General features: G+C 69.9%; 20 protein-coding genes and 1 pseudogene. 10 read left to right on the top strand and 11 right to left on the bottom strand.

Features of this window, described 5'->3' with window-relative positions; all coding sequences use genetic code 11:
- Positions 1–23: 23 nt before the first annotated feature.
- Positions 24–311, top strand: a pseudogene (locus EAO78_RS04450) (DUF5779 family protein); the annotation flags it as partial.
- 43 nt (positions 312–354) lie between these two features.
- Here EAO78_RS04450 and EAO78_RS04445 read toward each other — a convergent pair.
- From EAO78_RS04445 to EAO78_RS04435, 3 genes are all read right to left on the bottom strand, one after another.
- Positions 355–792 (bottom strand): RNA-binding protein, encoded by a 438-nt coding sequence (locus tag EAO78_RS04445; protein ID WP_122104654.1) that lies wholly within the window; start codon positions 790–792, stop codon positions 355–357.
- Between the two features lie 14 nt (positions 793–806).
- A complete protein-coding gene (locus tag EAO78_RS04440) occupies positions 807–995 on the bottom strand; it encodes a DUF1918 domain-containing protein (protein ID WP_122104653.1) in 189 nt (62 codons plus the stop codon).
- 105 nt (positions 996–1,100) lie between these two features.
- Complete coding sequence (locus tag EAO78_RS04435) at positions 1,101–1,682, bottom strand: DUF7524 family protein (protein ID WP_122104652.1); 582 nt, start codon at positions 1,680–1,682, stop codon at positions 1,101–1,103.
- A gap of 104 nt (positions 1,683–1,786) precedes the next feature.
- On the opposite strand from EAO78_RS04435, the gene EAO78_RS04430 reads away from it, so the two are divergent.
- Positions 1,787–2,680, top strand: a complete 894-nt coding sequence (locus EAO78_RS04430; protein WP_122104651.1) for a universal stress protein — start codon at positions 1,787–1,789, stop codon at positions 2,678–2,680.
- Positions 2,681–2,749: 69 nt separating this feature from the next.
- Here EAO78_RS04430 and EAO78_RS04425 read toward each other — a convergent pair whose 3' ends face one another.
- Positions 2,750–2,944 carry a methytransferase partner Trm112 gene (locus EAO78_RS04425; protein WP_203227824.1) on the bottom strand — a complete coding sequence of 65 codons (195 nt, stop codon included), beginning with the start codon at positions 2,942–2,944 and terminating at the stop codon, positions 2,750–2,752.
- 116 nt (positions 2,945–3,060) lie between these two features.
- Here EAO78_RS04425 and EAO78_RS04420 point away from each other — a divergent pair, with 116 nt between their 5' ends.
- Positions 3,061–3,339: a ribonuclease P protein component 4 gene (locus tag EAO78_RS04420; RefSeq protein WP_122104650.1), complete on the top strand. Its 279-nt coding sequence runs from the start codon at positions 3,061–3,063 to the stop codon at positions 3,337–3,339.
- 47 nt (positions 3,340–3,386) lie between these two features.
- Here EAO78_RS04420 and EAO78_RS04415 read toward each other — a convergent pair whose 3' ends face one another.
- From EAO78_RS04415 to EAO78_RS04405, 3 genes are all read right to left on the bottom strand, one after another.
- A complete protein-coding gene (locus EAO78_RS04415; RefSeq protein ID WP_122104649.1) occupies positions 3,387–4,088 on the bottom strand; it encodes an HAD-IIB family hydrolase in 702 nt (233 codons plus the stop codon).
- A gap of 57 nt (positions 4,089–4,145) precedes the next feature.
- Entirely contained in the window at positions 4,146–5,315 is a 1,170-nt protein-coding gene (locus tag EAO78_RS04410) for a Cdc6/Cdc18 family protein (RefSeq protein ID WP_122104648.1), read from the bottom strand.
- 64 nt (positions 5,316–5,379) lie between these two features.
- Entirely contained in the window at positions 5,380–5,580 is a 201-nt protein-coding gene (locus EAO78_RS04405) for a hypothetical protein (protein WP_122104647.1), read from the bottom strand.
- Positions 5,581–5,692: 112 nt separating this feature from the next.
- Between EAO78_RS04405 and EAO78_RS04400 the strand changes: the two genes are divergently transcribed.
- The gene (locus EAO78_RS04400; RefSeq protein WP_122104646.1) at positions 5,693–6,094 is read left to right on the top strand and encodes a hypothetical protein; all 402 of its coding nucleotides are present in this window, start codon (positions 5,693–5,695) and stop codon (positions 6,092–6,094) included.
- A gap of 23 nt (positions 6,095–6,117) precedes the next feature.
- Here the strand turns inward: EAO78_RS04400 and EAO78_RS04395 are convergent, their stop codons facing one another.
- Both EAO78_RS04395 and glpK read right to left on the bottom strand, forming a co-directional pair.
- Positions 6,118–7,203: a hypothetical protein gene (locus EAO78_RS04395; RefSeq protein WP_203227823.1), complete on the bottom strand. Its 1,086-nt coding sequence runs from the start codon at positions 7,201–7,203 to the stop codon at positions 6,118–6,120.
- On the bottom strand, positions 7,204–8,745 hold the full coding sequence (glpK, locus tag EAO78_RS04390) for a glycerol kinase GlpK (protein ID WP_122104645.1): 1,542 nt from the start codon (positions 8,743–8,745) through the stop codon (positions 7,204–7,206). It lies immediately after the preceding gene.
- Between the two features lie 384 nt (positions 8,746–9,129).
- On the opposite strand from glpK, the gene glpA reads away from it, so the two are divergent.
- The 5 genes from glpA (at position 9,130) to EAO78_RS18080 (ending at position 15,652) form a co-directional block, all read left to right on the top strand.
- Positions 9,130–10,932: an anaerobic glycerol-3-phosphate dehydrogenase subunit GlpA gene (glpA, locus tag EAO78_RS04380; RefSeq protein WP_122104643.1), complete on the top strand. Its 1,803-nt coding sequence runs from the start codon at positions 9,130–9,132 to the stop codon at positions 10,930–10,932.
- Positions 10,919–12,298 carry a glycerol-3-phosphate dehydrogenase subunit GlpB gene (gene glpB, locus EAO78_RS04375; RefSeq protein WP_122104642.1) on the top strand — a complete coding sequence of 460 codons (1,380 nt, stop codon included), beginning with the start codon at positions 10,919–10,921 and terminating at the stop codon, positions 12,296–12,298. The genes glpA and glpB overlap by 14 nt, the downstream gene beginning before the upstream one ends.
- Positions 12,295–13,866 carry an anaerobic glycerol-3-phosphate dehydrogenase subunit C gene (locus EAO78_RS04370; RefSeq protein WP_122104641.1) on the top strand — a complete coding sequence of 524 codons (1,572 nt, stop codon included), beginning with the start codon at positions 12,295–12,297 and terminating at the stop codon, positions 13,864–13,866. Before glpB ends, EAO78_RS04370 begins: the two co-directional genes overlap by 4 nt.
- 127 nt (positions 13,867–13,993) lie before the next feature.
- Positions 13,994–15,397, top strand: coding sequence for a CRTAC1 family protein (locus tag EAO78_RS04365; protein WP_122104640.1), 1,404 nt, complete (start codon positions 13,994–13,996; stop codon positions 15,395–15,397).
- 78 nt (positions 15,398–15,475) lie between these two features.
- Complete coding sequence (locus EAO78_RS18080) at positions 15,476–15,652, top strand: DUF7576 family protein (protein WP_203227822.1); 177 nt, start codon at positions 15,476–15,478, stop codon at positions 15,650–15,652.
- A gap of 92 nt (positions 15,653–15,744) precedes the next feature.
- On the opposite strand, the gene EAO78_RS04360 is transcribed toward EAO78_RS18080, so the two are convergent.
- On the bottom strand, positions 15,745–18,444 hold the full coding sequence (locus tag EAO78_RS04360) for a hypothetical protein (RefSeq protein WP_122104639.1): 2,700 nt from the start codon (positions 18,442–18,444) through the stop codon (positions 15,745–15,747).
- A gap of 3 nt (positions 18,445–18,447) precedes the next feature.
- Complete coding sequence (locus EAO78_RS04355; protein ID WP_136516482.1) at positions 18,448–19,323, bottom strand: helix-hairpin-helix domain-containing protein; 876 nt, start codon at positions 19,321–19,323, stop codon at positions 18,448–18,450.
- Between the two features lie 230 nt (positions 19,324–19,553).
- Here EAO78_RS04355 and EAO78_RS04350 point away from each other — a divergent pair, with 230 nt between their 5' ends.
- The gene (locus EAO78_RS04350; protein WP_122104637.1) at positions 19,554–20,279 is read left to right on the top strand and encodes a ribosome assembly factor SBDS; all 726 of its coding nucleotides are present in this window, start codon (positions 19,554–19,556) and stop codon (positions 20,277–20,279) included.
- The last annotated feature ends 12 nt before the right edge of the window (positions 20,280–20,291 follow it).

Raw genomic sequence — 20,291 nt, 5'->3', positions numbered from 1 at the left:
CCGGCGTGAGTCGACGCTCGAGTATGAGCGACTGGGACCTCGACCTCCGTGACGCCGAAGAGCAGATGGACGAGGCGTTCGCCGACGCCGGCGACGTCGTCCTCGGCGTCCTCGACGGGACGACCGATCCGGAGACGTGGATCCGCACCGTCGATTACGGCAACACGCTCGTGTTGTCGGTCGAGGGCGACCTCAACGAGCTCGCGGCGGGCTTCGCCCGCGAGGTCAAGGACATGGGCGGCGAGCTGATGCACTTTCGGGGCTTCCTGATCGTCTCGCCCCCCGGGACCGGCATCGACACGGAGCGGCTGAAGTAGACGGAACGGGCGGCCGGAGAACCGTCGCCACGACGCGCTACGACGCGTCAGCGAGCCGCGAGAGGGTGTCGCGGGCGTTCTCGACGGCCGCCTCCTTCTTCGCCGGGTACGCCTCGACCTTCGCCCTGACGGTGATCCCGGGGCCGAGCCGGACCTCGTCGCGGAACGCCGCCTGTTTGTCCAGCCGCATGAAGAGCGCACAGTTGTCGTCGACGCGCTGGTCGAGCTCGTCGAGCACGCGGTCGAGGTCGTCGAGCTCGGCGATCCGGTCGAGCACGTGGCGCATCCCGTCGGCTCGCTCGATCCGCGCGGAGAGGACGACGATCCGGTCGCCGTGGTGGCCCACGTTCTCGACGCGGTCGAGCTCGGCGTCCTCGGGCAGAAGCGAGCGGAGCGCCTGCTCGACGCGCTTCTCGTCCTCGGTCGCGTACGAGAACGCCCGGAGGTCGACGTAGTGGAACGGTACTGCGGGCACGGCGGTAGAAGGGGTTACTCCTCGCTCTCGACGGCTTCGAGCGACTCCTCGGGAACGCCCGTCTCCTGGCCGTCCTCGAAGCTCACGGTGTAGGTCGCGTCGCCGAACATGGTCTCCATCACCTGCGTGATCTTCCCGGTGTCGCCGTCGTACTCGCTGTGTTTGTCGTGGAGGACGACCTCGTCTTCCTTCTCGAAGCTCATGTCACTCAGTTCCGCCGGGACGCTTAAAAGCGCGCGGATCCGCTCCGAACGACGGGAGCGGACGCGGACCCGGTTCCGGAGGGTCGCGGTGGCGGATTCGAATCCTCACGACAACAGGTACAGCGTGGCCGCGAGCGTCACCGCGAGGACGAAGCCGACGGCGAGGAAGACGAGCACGCTGTCGATGGCGAACGCGGCGACGACGCCGAGTGCGACCGCGAGAAACGAGACGAGAAGCGCCGGCACGCCGCCCCGTTCTATCGCCCGTTCGATCCCCGCCACGAGCCGGCTCGGCCACGGCTGTGGGGGACTCTCTTCGGGCGGTTTCGCGAACCGCTCGTCGACGACCACCTCGTCGGGAGCCACCTCCGGCGGCGGCTCGATCCGCACGTCGACGTACGCCGTGTTCGAGCCGTATCCCGTCACGACCTTCAGCTTTCCGCGGACGGGTTCGTCGACCTCGACGGCCGAGACGTGGACGCGTTTGACCGCGTCGTCCTCGACGTAGTGATTCACGGTGGCGATCGACGCGACCCGGTCGAGGTCGTCGTCGAGGTGGAGGTGGACGTGGGTCGATCGGCCGCGGTTCGCGAGTTCGATCGAGAACGGGGCGGTCGTAGTGAACCGGTCCGGGGCGCTGATGGAGTGGACTTCGTCCCCGTTCAGTTCGACGGCGAGGGTCGACACGGATGGTACCTCACGCCGCGGTCAAAAAAAGATTCAGTTAATTGAGACCGGATCTGACCGATGCGAACCCATTAGCCACCGGAGGTCCTACCTCGAGGAGACCCATGTACGACGACCTCCTGCTGCCGTTCGACGGGAGCGACGGAGCCGCCGACGTTCTCGGCCACGCCGCCGACATCTCGAGCGGTACCGACGCGACGGTTCACGTACTGTTCGTCGCGGACACCGCCCGCGACAGCGTCACCGTGATCGGCGGCGAGACCGTCGACGCCCTCGAACGGCGGGGCGACCGCGTCGTCTCGGAGGCGACCGAGGCGCTCGAGGCCGCGGGCGTCGACCACGACGCCACGGTCCGCCAAGGAAACCCCGCGCCGACGATCATCGATCACGCGGAACGGGAGGGGCACGACCTGATCGTGATGCCGACGCGCGGCCGCGAGGGGATCCCGCGACACCTCCTCGGGAGCGTGGCGGAGAAGGTGGTCCGGCACTCGACGGTCCCGGTGCTCACGACACGGATGCGCCCGGACGAGCGTCGCGTGTTTCCGTACGAACGGGTCCTGATCCCGACGGACGGGAGCGCCGGCGCGGCGGTCGGAGTCGAACACGGTCTCGCGCTCGCGGCCGCGCTCGACGCCACCGTCCACGGCCTGGCGGTCGTCGACGACGAGGGATTCGACCCGCTCTCGGGACTCCTCGGAGACGGCGCGGACGGCGCGGACGCCCCCGACAGCGTCGTCGACGGGACGGCCGCCGCGACCGCCGCCCTCGACGACCTGGCCGCCGCGGCCGAGCGTCACGGGGTCACGGAGTTCGGTCGGCACGTCGAGCGCGGTGATCCCGTCGAGACGATCGTCGACGCCGTCTCCGAACTCGACGCCCACGCGGTCGTGATGGGCGCGACCGGCGACCACGGCGACGATCGCGTCCTGCTCGGGAGCGTCGCGGAGCGGACGGTCCGCACCGCGCCGGTGCCGGTGATCACTGTTCGAGAGTGAAACGAAAGAGCGGGCGGCGACGGCTCGGGCGAACGACGAGGGGACCGTCTCGATCGCGGTGACGGCGGTCTACGCTGCGGCTTCCTCGCGCATGTCCGGCGGGAGGAGGTTCGGGATCCCGTCCTCTATCGGGTAGACCTCGCCGCACTCGGTACACGCCAGCGTCCCCTCGAGGATCTCCTCGTCGTCCCGCTCGTCGACGTCGAGGTCGAGGTCGGCCTTGTCGAGCGGACAGCAGATCACGTCCATCAGGGATTCCTTCATGCCGCCCGGTTGGCGTGGACCGTTCAAAAAGGATGCGGGTCGGCCGGGTTTCGGACTCGAGAGCCGGTCCCGGTCCCGACGACAACGCCTTTGTGCCGCGGTCGCCCCGAACGCGTATGGGGATCCCCGAGGAACGGATCGAGCGGCTGTTCGGGCTCGCCCGGGAGGCGGTCGTCGACGACGAGTACGACCGCGCGCGGGAGTACGTCCGTTTGGCGCGACGGATCGCCGAACGGAACCGCTGTGGCGTCCCCCGCGAGTTCGAGCGGAAGACCTGCGACGACTGCGACGTGTACCTCCGGCCGGGAAAGACGAGCCGGGTCCGGCTCGGCCCCGGCCGCGTGGTCGTTCGATGTCGCGAGTGCGGCGAGACCGGTCGGTACCCGTACGCCTGAGAGGACGTGCCGACGCGGGCCGCGATCAGCGGGCACGCCGATCGAGATCAACGACGGCGACCGGGGGGAGTCTCGCCCGCGGAGAGCGCCTCGAGAACCGCCGCCGTGCCGTCCATGTACGCGGCCTCGAGGACGACGTCGGCCGCCGCGGTCGCCGCCGGGTCCGCGTTGGCGACGGCGTAGGCCGTCCCGGCGGTCTCGAACGTCGAGACGTCGTTCTCGCTGTCGCCGACCGCGACGAACTCGGCCGGATCGACGCCGAGCGCATCGGCGACCCGTGCCAACCCGTCCCCCTTGTTCACGCCCGGCGACTTGACGTGGAAGGCGTAGCCGGTGTCGACGACCGTCACGTCGTCGCCGGCGGCCGCGACGACCTCACGGAGGAGCGCCTCGTCGGCGTCGGAGGCGACCGCCACCTCCGTCTCGCGCCACCGGTTCACCGTCTCGTCGTCGTCCCATCCCAGGTCGCCGCCGCGATCGAGGAACGCCTCGATCACGGCGCGCGGGACGGCGGGGTCCGCGAGAACGCTCGTCTCGTCGTCGACGTGGACGACCCCGCCGTTCTCGGCGATCACGGTCGCGTCACGGCCGAGGAAGCCCGCGAGCGCCACCGGATACGGAAACGCCTTGCCGGTCGCGAGCACCACGTGCGCCTCCCAGTCGGGGAGCAACTCGAGGACGCGGGAGTCGAGCCGGCCGTCGGCCGTCGTCAGCGTCCCGTCGATGTCCAACGCGAGGGGCGGAACCATACGGAAAGTCCGGAGGGCCGTCGACAACTGTCTTCCGTTCGGTTCGGAGCGTTCCGATCAGGTATGCGCCGATCGATCGAACAGCTCGCGGTAGACGAGCGTCGGAAATCGCGGGACGAGTCGGCTCGGCGGTCGTCCCTTGCCGTCGCTTCGTTGCACGGTCACCCGGTCGAGCAGTCCGGCGTCCGCGAGCTCGTAGAGCACTCGACGCACCGTCGAGGCCGACAGGTCGACGCGCCGCCGCGAGGCGATCGTCTCCGTCGCGGCGCTCACCGAGGACCGATCCGACTCGGGCAGCGTCGCGAGTTCGTAGAGGAGTCGGCGGCGACTGTCGGAGAGCGAGAGGACGCGTCCCAGGGAGACGCACGGCTTCGGGACCTCGTCTATCCCGGCGTCGACGTCCTCGGGCCGGATCGTCGAGACGCCCGCGCGCTCGGCACGGATGGCGGCGCCCGCGATCGCGGCGAGCGCGTCGTGAGCGTCGCCGGAGGCCCACTCGCCGATCTCCCGGACCTGGTCGTGAGTGAGCGCGTCGCGGCCGAGCCCCGTCGAACACCGGCTCGTCAGCAACTCGACGAGCACGTGCCGGCGATACCGCGAGAACGGCACCGACTCGTCGGGGCTCCACTCGATCTCCTCGGGCGGCTCGCGGCCGAGACACACCGGGACGATGTGTCCGCTCACGTCGGTGAGCCACTCGACGACGGTCGCCGCGCTCGGCGTCTCCGGTTCGTTCGTGTGGTCGACCGCGACCACGACGTCGGGTCCGGTACGGATCGCGTTCCGGAGCGACTCCGCGAGGTCGTCGGTCCCGATGCCGTGGTCGGGCACCGTCTCGTCGCCGACGGCCGCGAGCGTGTCGTGATAGAGCCGAAACCGGGTCGAGGCCCGCCTGGCGTCCACGTAGACGAACCCCGGAAGCGTCGGCTCGACCGCCCGCGTCGACGTCTGGATGGCCTGCGGCGGCCCGCTGTGGGTCGTGAGACGGGAGAACAGCGCGGAGACGACGGCGGACTTGCCGCTGCCCTTCGGACCGTGGACGTAGGTGCTCGGGGGAAGCGCACCGGAGAAGGCCGGACTGAACGCGTCGAGCAGGCGCTCGAGCGCCGGTCCGCGCCCGATCGGCGCCTCGAGGTGGAACACCGGGGAGACGGCGTCGAAGTCGACGAAGACGCCCGCCCCGGTGTCGTATCCAAGGCGCCGCTCGATCCGGTCGTCGATGTTCACGCTACCCCCTCCTGGATACGGGAATAAAACCGATGCGAACCGCGGTCGGGTCGATGCCGCTTCCCTACCAGTGGTCCGGCTTGTATCGGTTGATGAGAAGCGTCGAGACGACGAAGACTGCGGCGCTGACGAGGCCGGCTATCGCGCCGGCCACGATCCGGACGCCGAGCGCTCCCTCGGCCGTCCAGGCAATGAGGAGCGTCACGACGGCCGCGACCGCGAGCATGTTCCGTCCGTCGCGCTTCTCGAGACCCAACGTGTTCATGTCGTCCGCTCGCCCCGCTCCGGGTTAAATCCACCCCGGTCGCGTGGTTCGTTCCGACGACGCGGCCCGCGTCGACCACACACTTAACCCGGCCGGCCGCTTTCCGGCGAGCATGTCCGAAGGATCGTTCCACGAGTCGGTGGTCGCCGCCGACCGGTGGAGCAAGGCGCTCGCGCTGGTCGTCGCGATCCTCGCCTTCCTGGCGGTTCGGGAGGTCGTCGTCGACGTCCAGGTCGCCTCCATCGTGGCGGCGATCGCCGGGATCGGCGTTCGGCTGTACGTGCCGTATCACGCCAGCGTCAGAGTTCCCGAGTCGGAGCGGAAGCCGTTGGCCGAGCATCCGACCGCCGGAACCTATCACCACGGCGCGGCGGGGATCGCGTTGGTCGTCGCCTCGCTCGCAGTAACCGGCGTGTTCGGTCTCGGTCACGGGTTCATCACCGCGATTGGTGTCGGAGTCATGTCCGGAGGTGTCGCGTACGTAGTGTCTTCGTCGGCGCTTCCGACCGCGTGAAAAACCGGCCGTGAACGCGGCGTTCAGACGGCCCCGGGAACCCACACGGCGGATCCCAGGATGCCGGCGATCGAGAGGATCGCGATGAACGTGTGCGTGATCGCGATCGAGGCGGCCGGCGGGTCGACGTGCGTGTCCCCGTGCGCGTAGAAGACGCGCTGGAACGCCTCGCCGACGACCGCGCCGAGCAACCCGAAGAGTCCGGCGATAAGCAGCGCCACGATCGGGCTGTATCCGGTCCCCGCCGTGGCGAGGTACGCCGTCGCCCCCGGCAGGGTCATGTGGTGGGTGACCGGGATCCGCTCGACGCCGAGGTTCAAGAACAGCAGCGTCGCCGCGCTGATCCCGAAGCCGAGGAACGGGCTCCCGGTCTGGATCGCGGCGTAGGCGGCCGCCAGTCCCGCGGTCAGCCCGATCGCCGCGACGTGCGACCACTTGTACATGTTCGGCAGCCACGGCTCGACGGCGAGCCGATCTCCGCTCTCCTTCTCGCCGTCGCCCGGCACCTCGCCGGCCTCACGCATCTCCCCGCGCTCGAACGGGCCCATGTCCATGAACCCGTTCGCCTTGTCGCTGACGGTGCCGATCACGGAGTAGCCGAACACCGCCCGGTGGAGCAGCGCGCTCGCGACGACGGTGAACGCGATCGGGTCCGTCGGAACGGCGAGGTTCCGAAAGACCTGTTCGAGCACGATCCCGAACACGCCGAAGGCCGCACCGACGGCGAGGATGTCCGGCTTGCTCCCGAGCGCGAAGCCGATGTCCTTCGCGTTGTGGTAGTCGAAGCCGGACTCCATCAGACCGTTCTTGGCGGCGTACGCCGACGCGGCCGCGCCGCCGGCGAAGGAGATGTGCGGACCGAAGACGGGGCCGAAGCCGACGCCGACGCCGGCTCCGCTGGCCGCGTCGCCGCCGAAGACGCCGGCGATGACGAGGAACCCGGTGAAGATGAACGCCGGGAGCGCGCCCAGGGCGGCACCGAACGCGCCGCCCGCGGCCGCGCCGAGCCAGATGGTCGGGTCGAGCAGGATCTCGAGCACCGCGTCGACGGAGCCCGCGCTCCAGCCGCTGGCCTGCGCGAGCACTCCGGTCGCGACTGCGGAGTTCATCTACTCGTCCCCCTCGTCGTCCTTCGCCCAGTCGAGCGACTTCTCGACCGCGTCGCCCCACCGGTCGTACAGCTTGTCGACCTCGGCCTGCTCCTTCTCCGGGGTGAACTCCCGGTCGACCTGCCAGTTGTCGCGGAGCTCGTCGACCGTGTCCCAGTAACCGACCGCGAGGCCGGCCGCGTACGCGGAACCGAGCGCGGTGGTCTCGTCGACCTCCGGGCGCGCGATCTCCGTCTGGATGATGTCGGACTGGAGCTGACAGAGGAAGTTGTTCTTGACCGCGCCGCCGTCGACGCGGAGGCTCGTCGTCTCCACGCCGGAGTCGGCCTCCATCGCCTCCGCCACGTCGCGGGTCTGGTAGGCGATCGACTCGAGCGTCGCGCGGACGATGTGCTCCTTGCTCGTCCCCCGGGTCATCCCGACGATGGTGCCGCGGGCTCGACCGTCCCAGTGGGGCGCGCCGAGGCCCGTGAACGCCGGGACCATGTAGACGCCGTCGGTCGACTCGACCGACCGCGCCAGTTCGGCGGTCTGGGCGGCGTTGTTGATCAGGTCGACGTCCTCGAGCCACTCGATCGCCGCGCCGGTGATGAAGATCGAGCCCTCGAGCGCGTACTGGACGGGCTCGCCGGACATCTGGAAGCCGATGGTCGTCAGGAGTCCGTGGTCGGACTCGACGGCCTCGGTGCCCGTGTTCATCAGGTAGAACGAGCCGGTGCCGTAGGTGTTCTTCGCGTCCCCCTCGTCGAAGCAGGTCTGCCCGAACAGCGCGGCCTGCTGGTCGCCGAGCGCGCCCGCGACGGGGATCTCCTCGCCGAGGAAGCCGTCGGCGTCGGTGTGGCCGTAGTAGTCCTCGTCGGAGGAGGGCCGTACCTCCGGAACCATCTCCTTCGGCACGCCGAACTCCGCCAAGAGCTCGTCGTCCCACTCCAGGTCCCGGATGTTGTACAGCATCGTCCGGGACGCGTTCGTCACGTCCGTGATGTGGTTGCCCGTGAGGTTGTAGATGAGCCACGAGTCGATCGTGCCCATCACCAGTTCTCCCTCGCGAGCCCGGTCGCGGAGGTCGCCGCCGCGGGAGCTCTGCATCTTGAGCGGCTCGGCGTTGTCGAGGATCCACTCGGTCTTGGTCGCGGAGAAGTACGCGTCGGCCTCGAGGCCGGTCTTCTCGCGGACCTCCTCGACCATGCCGGCGTCCTGAAGCTCCTCGACGCGGTCGGTCGTCCGGCGGTCCTGCCAGACCAGCGCGTTGTGGACCGGCTTGCCGGTCTCGCGGTCCCACACGATCGTCGTCTCGCGCTGGTTCGTGATCCCGATCGCGTCGAGCTGGCCCGCCTCCAGGCCCGCGTCCTCGAGCCCGTCGAGGACGACCTCCTGGGTGTTCTCCCAGATCTCGATCGGGTCGTGTTCGACCCATCCCGGGTTGGGGTAGATCTGTTCGTGCTGTTCGTAGGCGTTCGCGACGACCTGCCCGCCGTGGTCGAACACCATGAAGCGGGTTCCGGTCGTCCCCTGGTCTATCGCACCGACGTACTGTGTCATGTTTTGGATCCCTCCTGCGGCGCTGGTCCGGCCGCAACGACGACGCCACCGTCCGTGTCCCGGTCCGATCCGGGACCCAACTCGTCATCCTCCCCGCCCCGAAACGTCGTCTTCGGGCCGCCGTCCGGCCCGAAGGCCGGGGACGCGGGGTCGCTGTCGTCGCCGCCACGGCATATCTTCACGGAAGCTACCACGCCATTCGTGAACATAATGTACTACCATAATAATCTTCCTGTTAAAATCCGGGAGGGAGCCAGCATAAAAAAGGGTAGTATATATATCCATCGGAGGTACCGCCGATGTCAGTGTATGAATATCCCTGATAGTTATGATCGGGTCCGTGCAGGAGGTAAAGTAAAGTGATCCCGGTCCAAGCGGTATGACATGGACGATCAAGTGGACGTCGTCGTCGTCGGTGGGGGGTCGACCGGCTGCGGCGTGATACGGGACCTCGCGCGGCGGGGGCTCGACGCGGTCCTCGTCGAGAAGGGGAACCTCACGCACGGGACGACCGGGCGGATGCACGGGCTCCTCCACAGCGGGGGTCGCTACGCCGTCTCCGACCAGAAGAGCGCGCGCGAGTGTATCGAGGAGAACCGGGTGTTGCGCGACATCGCCGCCCACTGCGTCGAGGAGACCGGCGGGATGTTCGTCAAGCGCCCCGAGGACTCCGAGGAGTACTTCCAGGAGAAGCTGGAGGGGTGTCGCGCGTGCGACATCCCCGCGGAGGTGATCGACGGCGAGGAGGCGCGCCGCCGCGAGCCCTACCTCGCACGGGACGTGGAGAAGGCCATCGTCATCCCCGACGGGGCCGTCGACCCCTTCCGGCTCTGCGTCGCCAACGCCGCCGACGCCCGGGAGCACGGCGCGCGCGTCGAGACCCACGCGGCGGTGACCGACGTGCTCGTCGAGGACGACGAGGTCGTCGGCGTCGAGATCGAACACGACAGCGGTCCGGGCAAGCGCGTCCACCGCCAGCCGGGGACGACCGAGGAGATCCACGCGCGCTACGTCGTCAACGCGACGGGCGCGTGGGCCGGGCAGATCGGTGAGATGGCCGGCGTCGACGTGGAGGTCCGTCCCTCGAAGGGCGTGATGACCGTGATGAACACCAGACAGGTCGACACCGTGATCAACCGCTGCCGACCGAAGGGCGACGCGGACATCGTCGTCCCCCACGAGACCGCCTGCATCCTGGGGACGACGGACGAGGAGGTCGACGACCCCGAGGACTACCCCGAGGAGGAGTGGGAGGTCGACCTCATGATCGAGACCCTTTCGGAGCTCGTACCCGCCCTGAAGGACGCCCGCACGCTCCGGTCGTTCTGGGGCGTCAGACCCCTGTATGAGCCGCCCGGAACCGGCACCGACGACCCCACCGACATCACCCGTGACTACTTCCTGCTCGACCACGGCGAGCGCGACGAGCTCCCCGGCATGACGAGCATCGTCGGCGGGAAGCTCACGACCTACCGGATGATGGCCGAGTCGATCACCGACCACGTCTGTGAGAAGCTGGACCACGACGCCGACTGCGACACCGCCGACGCGCCGCTGCCCGGCTCCGAGGACTTCAGCGTCCTGCGCGACTACATGGAGGAGTTCGGGATCCGGTCGCCGATCGGCCGCCGGTCCGCCCAGCGGCTCGGCTCCCGGACCGACGACGTGCTCTCGGGTACCGATCCGAACCCCGTCGTCTGCGAGTGCGAGGGCGTCACCCGCGCGGAGGTCCGCGACGCGATCGACGACGCGGGCTCCGATCTGAACGCGGTCCGGCTCCGCACCCGCGCCTCGATGGGCAACTGTCAGGGCGGCTTCTGTACCCACCGGATCGCGTCGGAGCTGGCACAGGAGTACCCCGGGAGGGTGGTCCGCGACGCGGAGGACGAACTCTACCAGGAGCGCTGGAAGGGCCAGCGGCACGCGCTGTGGGGACGACAGCTCTCGCAGGCGATGTTGAACCACCTGCTCCACGCCACCACGATGAACCGCGACGGCGACCCCGCGACGACCGACGCCGACGTCGACTTCGGGGCGTTCGACGCCGGGGTCGACCCGGACGCCGAGGGCTCCGGGACGGGCGGGTCCGGCTCGGACGACTCCCCGGCCGGCGTCACGGCGACGGACGGCGGGCTCGAGACGGCCGACGGCGACGAGAGGAACGGGGGCCAGCATGGCGATCGATAGCGAGGTCCTCGTCGTCGGCGGCGGGCTCGCGGGGATCACGGCCGCGGTCGCGGCCGCACGGGAGGGGGCCGACGTCCGGCTCGTCTCCCACAAGGCGAGCACGCTCCGGCAGGCGTCGGGGCTGATCGACGCGCTCGGCTACGTCCCGGCGACCGAGCCGTCGAAACCCCTCCGGGAGGGGCCGCCGACCGCGGGCCGGAACCTCGATCCCGACGAGTGGCCCGACCCCGAGGGGCCGCTCGCGGACCCGTTCGAGGCGATGGACCGGCTCCCCGACGACCACCCGTATCGGCTCGTCGGCGCGGACGCGCTGCGGGAGGGCCTCGAACTGTTCGACGACCTCGTCGGCGACGCGTACCTGGGCGGACACACCGACCGGAACGCCCTGGTCCCCACTTTCGGCGGGAGCGTGAAGCCCACCGCCCGCTATCCCGCGTCGGCGGCGGCGGCGCTCGCGAGCGACGACCGCCCGACGCTGATCGTGGGGTTCCGCTCGCTCACCGAGTACGACGCGCGGGCGTTCGCCGACCGGCTCGCGGCGGCGGGCGTCCCGTTCGACGTCGCGGGAACGGAGGTGGAGTTCGCGGAGGCGTTCCGCGCGGACGCGAAGATAACGCGCCTCGCGAAGGCGCTCGACCGCGACGAGCCGATCGACGGAACGCCGGCCCGCGAGGCGCTGGCGAAGGCGGTCGGGCCGCACCTCCACGACGTCGTCGACGACGAGGGCGGCGTCGACCGCGTGGAGCGGGTCGGGTTTCCGGCGTTCCTCGGCGACGACCACGCGGCGGAGGTCCGGGCCGACCTCGCGGACCGGCTCGGCGCGGACGTCTTCGAGATACCGATGGGCCCGCCGAGCCTGCCGGGGCTCCGGCTCGAGGACCTGCTGTACGACGCGCTCGACGACGCGGGGGTTCGGTTCGAGACGGGGACGCCCGCGGTGGGGTACGAGGTCGACGGCGACGACCGGATCGACCACCTCGTGATGGACCGGAAGGGAAGCGAGGTGCCGTACGGCGCGGAGGCGGTCGTGCTCGCGACGGGCGGGCTGGTCGGGAAGGGGCTCGACTCGGACCGCGAGGGCGTCCGGGAGCCCGTCCTCGACCTCCACGTCCCGCAGCCGGCGGACCGGTACGAGTGGTTCGTCGACGACGCGTTCGGCGAGCAGCCGTACGCGCGGTTCGGCGTGCGACCGGACGAGCGGCTCCGCCCGCTCGACGCGGCGGGAGAGGTGGCGTACGACGACGTCCGGGTCGCCGGCGGCGTCGTCGGCGGCGCGGACGTGGCACGGGAGAAATCGGCGAGCGGCGTCTCGCTCGCGACCGGCCTCGTGGCCGGTCGGGAGGCGGCACGGGAGGTTCAGCAATGACACGACACACAGGGGACGACGGCGACGAGGCGAGTGGAACCGGGGCTTCCGAACGGCACGGCGACGCGGACGACGGGACGCGCTCACGGCCGGGGGTTCCGGAGCTCGGCCGCGACGAGCAGCCGGCGATCTTCGTGCCGGACGACGAGGAGGGCGAGGGGGACGAGGCTGCCGGAAGCGGGGCCGGGGAAGCGATGGACCCGCGAACCTCGACGGATCCGCGGACCGCGACCGACCAACGAACCGCGACCGACGGCGGCGTCGAGAGCGCAACGGGCGGCAGCGACTCGGCCGAGCTCGACCCCGACGCCTACGACCCGATCGACGTGTTCCCCGAGGGCGACCTCGACCTGCGCGACGGAGCCGACTCCTGTTACAAATGCACCTCCTGTGACACCTCGTGTCCGGTCGCGGAGGTCGACGACGAGTTCCCCGGACCGAAGTTCCAGGGGCCCGAGCAGTGGCGGCTCAAGCGGAAGGACGACCACGACATCGACGAGTCGATCACCTCCTGTTCGAACTGTATGCGGTGTGACGACGCGTGTCCCTCCTCGGTCCCCCTCTCGCAGATGCACAACGAGGCGCGCGGCCAGTTCGTCGAGGAGCAGATGGAGAAGCTCTCCCTGGAGTACGTCCGCAACCGGATCCTCGCGAACTACCGGACCTCCGCGCGGCTGGCCAGCGTGGTCCCGCGGCTCTCCACGTTCGCGATGAACTTCGGTCCCGCCCGCTGGGCGATGGACAAGGTGCTGGGGATCCCGAAGGAGCGGGAGTTCCCCGAGTTCGCGACCCGGACGTTCCGCGAGTGGTGGCGCGACCGCGGCGGCGCGCAGGTCGAGAACCCCGACAAGCGCGTGGCGTACTTCCACGGCTGTTACTCCAACTACAACACGCCGGAGGTCGGGAAGGCGATGGTGCGCGTCTACGAGCACTTCGGCTACGAGGTGATGGTTCCCCCGCAGAAGTGCTCGGGAACGCCGATGTTCGCGAACGGGATGTTGAAGGACGCCCGCCGGCACGCCGAGACGAACGTCGAGAACCTGGTCGCCGCGATCGGCGACGGGGCGGACGTGATCGCGTCGTGTACCTCCTGTTCGATGTCGCTCCGCCAGGAGTACCCCGAGCTGTTCGACATCCACGGGATCGAGGACGTCTCCGATCACACCTTCGAGGCGCTGGAGTACCTCCGGATCCACGAGGACCTGGACGGCGCGCTCGCCGAGAGCGGCGGCCCCGAGGACGACCGCGAACTCGCGTACCACGCGCCGTGTCACGCCCGCAACCAGGGGCTCGCGCGGCAGGCGGTCGAGACGTTCCGCGACGTCGACGGCGTCGAGATGGAGGACGTCGGCGACTCCTGTTCGGGGATCTCCGGCACCTACGGCTGGAAGAGCGAGAAGTACGAGAAGTCGATGCAGATCGGCGAGGAGATGTTCGATCACATGGAAGACGCCGAGGGCGAGGTGGGGATGACGGAGTGTCCCACCTGCGCGATGCAGATGGAACACGGCACCGGCTACGAGATCGAACATCCGCTCCAGCTGCTCGAAGAAACCGTCGTCGCCTGAACCGCCCGGATAGTCCCCTCGAGCGCCGGGGAGGACGGGGCGGATCGCTTCGAAGTGGATCGACCCCCGGCGGTTCGGGGGTATCCCAACCCGTGAGTTCATAACCCCCGGGCGGTGACGGACGGCCATGTTCGCGGACCGTTCCGACCTGCTCGTCGACGCCGATCCCGTTCGTGGGTACGGGGTCGCCGTGACTCCGGGACGGGACGGGCCGCTCGTGTTCGTGGCCGGATACGGGGAGCCGAACCGGCTGTACGCCCGTGAGGGGGACGGCCGCTTCGCCGACACCGCCTGCGGGATCGTCGCCGACGGCGACAGGCACGCGATGGGGGTCTGCGCGGCCGACGTCGACGCCGACGGCTGCGAGGAGATCTACGTCCACAACTGCGCCAACAGCGCCGGGGTCGCCGGCGACTCCGACCTCCTCCTGGATCGGCTGGAGGCCGACCGGTACCGCTGGACCGACGCGTTCGCGCTCCCGATCAACGCCGACCGGCTCAACTTCCGCGCGGGCCGGTCCGTCGCCGCGCTCGACCGGTTCGGGACCGGCCGGTACGGGGTCGCGGTCGCCAGCTACGGCGCGCCGCTGGCCTTCTACGAGCTGGGCGACGACGGCGAGGCGTCCGACATGGCCGACGCGGTCGGGCTCGCCGTCGACGACGGCTGTCGGTCGCTGCTCCCCGGCCCGCTCTGCTCGCCCGGCACCGACCTGTTCGTCGGCGTCGAGCGGGGGCCGAACCGGCTGTTCCGCAACGAGGGCGGCCACTACGAGGCGGTCGACGGCGGCCGGGCGCTCGCGGATCCGGAAGGGGACGCCCGCGGGGTCGCGCTGGTCGACGAGGACGGGACGTTCGCGCTCGCGGTCGGCAACTGGGAGGGTCGGAGCCGGCTGCTCAGGCCCGACGCGTCCGGGGTGTACCGCGACGTCGCCCCGCCGGAGCTGAGCGCCGCCGAGAGCGTCCGCTCGGTCGTCGCAGCCGACTTCGACAACGACGGCAGACAGGAGCTGTTCTGTAACGGGTTCGGCGAACCGAGCCGGCTGTTCGAGCGGGTCGACCCGCTCGGCGGGAATCCCGCTGAGCGCGGACCGCGGTGGGGCCCCGGCGACGTCGGGGCGGCCGCCGAACGGACGGGGTTCGGGACGGGGGCGGTCGCCGCCGACCTCGACGGGGACGGGGCTCTCGAACTCCTCGTCGTCCACGGCGAGGTGGCCGCTCAGCCGATATCGGTGTTCGCCGTCCCGGACGCGGCCGAGAACGGGTGGCTTCGCGTCCGGCCGACGACCCCACAGGGTGCGCCTGCCCGTGGCGCGACCGTCCGGCTCCACGCCGACGGGAGGACCCAGCGGCGCGTGATCGACGCCGGCGGCGGCTACCTCTGTCAGACCGAGCCGGTCGCACACTTCGGGCTGGGCGGGGCGGATCCGGACCGCGTCGTCGTGCGCTGGCCCGACGGACGCGAGCGGACGATCCGCGACCCGGAGCCCGACGGCGAACTCGACGTGGCCCACCCGACCGACCGAGACGAGTGAGGCGGGCCGGTCGTCCTCCGGCCGGCCAGAACTGCCGGGCTTGCCGGGTTCAAGTGTGCGCGGCCCGAGGGGGGTCGTATGGTGGACCCGACATCCGACCTCGGCGAGGACGACGAGGCGTCCGCGCCGCGGTGTGAGAACTGCGGGGAGCCGGCGTTCGGCGTCGGCCGACGGACGACCACGTGGGTGGAGAACGGCGCGGTAGAACGACGGCACTTCTGCGGGGACGCGTGTCGCGAGGCGGTGACCGAGTAGCCGGATAGAGCGGCGCTCCGTCGATCCGGGGCTCCCTTATGCGATCGCGGCCGAGCGTGGATCGTTGCTACCGAGCCTGGATCGCAACCGGTTCACATCCGGTCGGGATCGGTCACCATCCCTCGTTCGAGCGCGGCCCGTACCGAACGCTCGTCGAGAGCGGGACGATCGGACCGGACGGGGTCGATCCGGAACGAGGCGAGTCGATCGGGGTCGAGCCGAAGCGGATCGACCCTCTTCGCCGGAGCGTTCGACGCGTCGACTCCCGTCGGCCGTGTGGTCGAGTCGCCGGTCGCGATCACCCCGTCGAGGAGTCGCTCGAACGCGCCGGGATCGGTCGCCGGAAGCCCTCCGATCGCTGGCGGTTGGACGTGCTCGTCCAGGGCCCATGGCGGGAGTGGGTCGGGTTCGGCACTGCCCGGTCCGCCGGACCAGTGTCCGCCCGGTCCGTCCGGCGGGAACCGTCGATGGCGGTCCGCCAGACATCGCGTGATCTCGTCGTTCGCCTCCCGGATGGCCCCTGACGGGAGCCCGCCGGTCTTCCGGGTATCGGCGTAGGAGAGTCGGTCGCGATCGGTGACCGTGATCCCGCGATCGTCGGTGACGCTCACCGAGAGGCGTCCCGAGAGACCCGCGCCTCGCTCGGTCTCGAGGACGCAGGTCGATCCGTTCACGTCGTAGGTGACGGTGTTCCCGTCGTGGACGAGCGTCCCCTGACCGTCGACGGTTCGGCCGTCGAACGTCCAAATGTAGCCGTCGAGCGGCCAGGCGAGCAGCCGGGTTCGTGCCGTGGCGACGATTCGATAACTGACCTCCTCGACGGTATACTCCGCCGACCGGTTCTCCACCTCGAGGCCGCCGCCGACCCGTCCTCCGTCGAACCCGAACGACGGGAAACAACCCACGACGGGCCACGACTCGGTCCCGCTCTCGATTTCGACCGCGTCGGTCACCCGCGACCGAGCGTCGATCGCGACCTGCGGCGTCGGCCGACCGTAGGTGACGTACTCCAGCCGAAGCCGGCCGTCGCGTTGCGAGCAGCGGACCTTCGCGTAGCGGTTCTCGCTCGTCTGGACGGCCACTACGATCGTTCCGCCGAACTCGACGCCGAGGAACTGAACCCGCGTCGGCACCCGTGACGCCGGGAGGTGTCGGCGGAACGCCGTGGATTCGTACTCGGCCTGTTCGAGGTCCACCACGGTGAGACCGTCGAAGGCGGACCCGGCGAGCGGTGCCATCACGGCGGCGGACCGGGCGTACAGTCCCGGTCCGTCGGGACCGCTTCTCCAGGAGAGGTCGGCACCGTCGAAGACGCCCGACCGGACCGTCCCCGCGTCGAGGTCGATCGATCGGCCGGGGGCAAGCGAGCGTCGCGTCGACGACGAGACCACCGGGAGGGACGCGTCCGTCACCGGTCGCCCCCCGATCGCGAGGGCGTCGGCCGTCAGGTCGAGTTCGGTGAGCTCGAACCCCTCGGCGGCCGGTCCGAGCGGGATCGAGAGGTCGTCCACGTCGCTGAGCCGATCCGCGAAGACGTCCTTCGCGATCCCCTTCGCGACGCCGTCGGCGACCGCGTCGGCGACGACGACGGCGACCGCGGCGAGGACGACGCCCGCGATGCCGCCCGTGATCGCCCCCAGCGCGATCCCCGCGAGCACGACGTACCAGGGAAAACTCACGTCCACGTTCGGGTCGTCCATCTCGACGCGGACGTCGATCGCTCCGTCCTCGATCTCCAGATACACCCGGACACGGAAGTCGCCGGTGACGTCGAAGGGGGCACCCTCCGCCGAGCCGTTGCCCTCGAACGCCCCGGTCACGTCGATGCGGCCGTTCGCGATGCGGGCCTCCAGCCGCGTGACGACGAGGGTGTCGATGGTCCCCTCGTCCGAGACGTCCAGCGGAACCGGAGTCGTGAGCCGACACGGTCGGGCGAACGCCTCCGGAGGCGCGTCGAGCGAGTCCGAAAGCGAGGGACGGACGATGTCGGCGAGCAGCGTCTCGGCGTCGACGAGGACGACCACGGGAGATCCCGGCGCGGTGCTCGCCGTCGTGAGATCGGCCGCGTCCCTCTCGATCCCGTCCTCGTCGGCTCCCTCCCGAGTCGGCAGGAGGAAGGCGAGCGCGTCCTCGCCGTTCCGAACGAGGGTGGTTTCGACGTCGATCGGCGTGGTCGGGTCGTCGTCCCCGCCGATCGGGATGGGTCGCGGCGAGAGCGGGATCCACTCGACGTCGTCGACCAACAGGTCCTCGACTTCGCCCTGAACGGTCCCACGAAGGAGCCCCGGGAAGGCGGCGTGGACGTCGTTCAGTCGGTCGACCGTCTCCGGGGTGAACCCGACCTCGATCCGGTCGATGCCGTCCTCGAAGTCGAGCCCCACCACCCGGGCGTTCCCGTCGGTCGCGGGCGTTCCGACGGCGACTGTCTCCTGAACGAGTATCGCGCCGTCGAGGTCGCTAAGGGTCGCCCCGCCGTCGAGCGCGACGAACGCCTCGCTGAACGGGAGACACAGCGTGATCTGCTCGCCGCTCGTGGAGAGTTGCGCGTCCGAGACGCCCCAGTCGTATCGCGCGACCTCGCGGCGCACCTGTGGGTCCCGCTCGAAGGCCATCCACGGGGTGTCGAAGAGGAAGTTCACCTCGCCCGAGACGAGGGTGTCGAACGGCCGGCGGATCTGTGCGGGGAACACGTCGGACCCCGCGGCGTACAACGCGGCCAGCTGGTCGTTGTACTCCCGCTCGGCGATCTGAACGACCAGATCGTAGTCGCCGGTCTCGTACGGCGTTCGCATCCGTCAGTCACCCCCGGCGGACGAGGCGTCGTCCGTCTCGATCCGGAGCGAGGCGAGGCCGACCGGCGCAAGCGTGCGTCCCGCGCACCGCCCCGGCGACGCGGGTGGCAGCGCGAACAGCTCGGAGATCGGATCGTCGGCGTCGAGCGAGCGGATCGCGGTCTCCGGCGACGCCACTAGATCCGCGGCGAATCCCGAATCCGTCGCGAGCCGATCGAGGACGCGGTCCTCGAACTCCGGGAGCGAATCGAGCGTTCGCTTCGGTAGGCGGGCGTTCGCGAGCACCGCGGCGGGATCGGCGTCGAAGCGCGAGGCGCGTGTGAATCGGAGGGTGATGTTCGCGTCGACGTTCGAGGTGTCGATCGGCGTGCGGCCGATACGACCCGTCCCGTCCGCCTCCCGGCTCAGCAGTTCGTGGGCGAGCGCGACCGTGGCCGCGACGTCCCCGCCCGACTCGTGTGTCGGCGCGTCGTCCGACCGCGTCTTCCTTCGGCCGGGAGCGATCCCGACATCCGGGGCTTCGGATCGATCCGATTCCGCGGTCGAGTCCGCCGCTGCGCCCGCACCCGGTTTCGATCGTCTCCATGCCGGCGACCGAGCGACTCGATCGACCGCGGAGAACGGCGTTCCGAAACGCGGCGTCGTCATTACGGGATCGCTGGCGTCCGACGTCCTTACCGCGGTATCGGCGTCGTCCAACACTCGCACCACGGACGCGAGGAGATCCGTCGCCGTGGCCGGACCGATCCCCTGGATCCCGACGAGCTCCTTCGGGTCGACCTTCGCCAGTGACTCGACGCTCGTGTACCCGTGTCGTCGAAGGAGTTCGGCTCGTTTCTCACCGACGCCGTCGAGCGATTCGAGCGACGGTTCGCTCATCGACACACCGCCGGCATCCGTATACCTACCCGTTCAGCGTTCCTTTCTTCCGATCCCCGACGGTGCGCTTCCGGAACCATTCCCGATAATGGCCTCAATTTGTAATAAATATATATGGTAATTTAATGATCAGTGGTCGTTGTCGAAACGGTTCTCGGGCTCTCGGGACGGAGGAGCGCGGTTCGCCGCGGCGCGGGAGGCTTTTTATCGCAGGGGTGGTATCCACACGTATGATATCACTCGACGAGGCGGTGACCGCCAGGCTGGAGTCACACGGGGAGCGATTCGAGGTGCTCATCGACCCGGACGCCGCGTTGGCGATGAAACGCGGGGAGTTCGAGGGCGAGCTGGAGGACGTGATCGCCGCCGAGGACGTCTTCGAGAACGCCTCTCGAGGCGATCGACCCGCCGAGGAGGACTTAGAGACCGTCTTCGGGACGACGGACCCCCTGGAGATCATTCCACAGGTGGTCGAGCGGGGCGAGATCCAGATCACCGCCGAACAGCGCGAGGAGATGCAGGAGCGGAAGCACAGAGGGCTCGTGAACACGATCACGCGCAACGCCGTGAACCCGCAGATGGACGACTCGCCGCATCCGCCGGAGCGGATCGAGCGTGCGTTGGAGGAGGCCGGGTTCCAGATCGATCCGATGGAGCCGGTCGAGAACCAGGTCGACGACGCGCTCGAGGCGCTGCGACCCGTCATCCCGATCCGGTTCGAGGAGGTGACGATGGCGGTTCAACTCCCCGCGGACTACGCGGGATCCGGACAGGCACGGGTCAGGGAGTTCGGCGACCTCGAGCGCGAGGAGTGGCAGAACGACGGCTCGTGGGTCGGCGTGCTCACCTTCCCGGCCGGGTTACAGAACGACCTCTACGAACTCGTCAACGAGGTCACCTCCGGGGAGGGCGACGCCCGCGTGATCAAGGACAAGGACGAGCTTCGGACGCGGTGAAGCCGGGGTCGG

Source organism: Halobellus captivus, assembly GCF_003697845.1.
In the GTDB taxonomy this organism is placed as follows: Archaea; Halobacteriota; Halobacteria; order Halobacteriales; family Haloferacaceae; genus Halorubrum; species Halorubrum glutamatedens.
The sequence above is the reverse complement of the archived record's forward strand: the minus strand, read 5'-3'. Positions and strand labels throughout refer to the sequence as shown.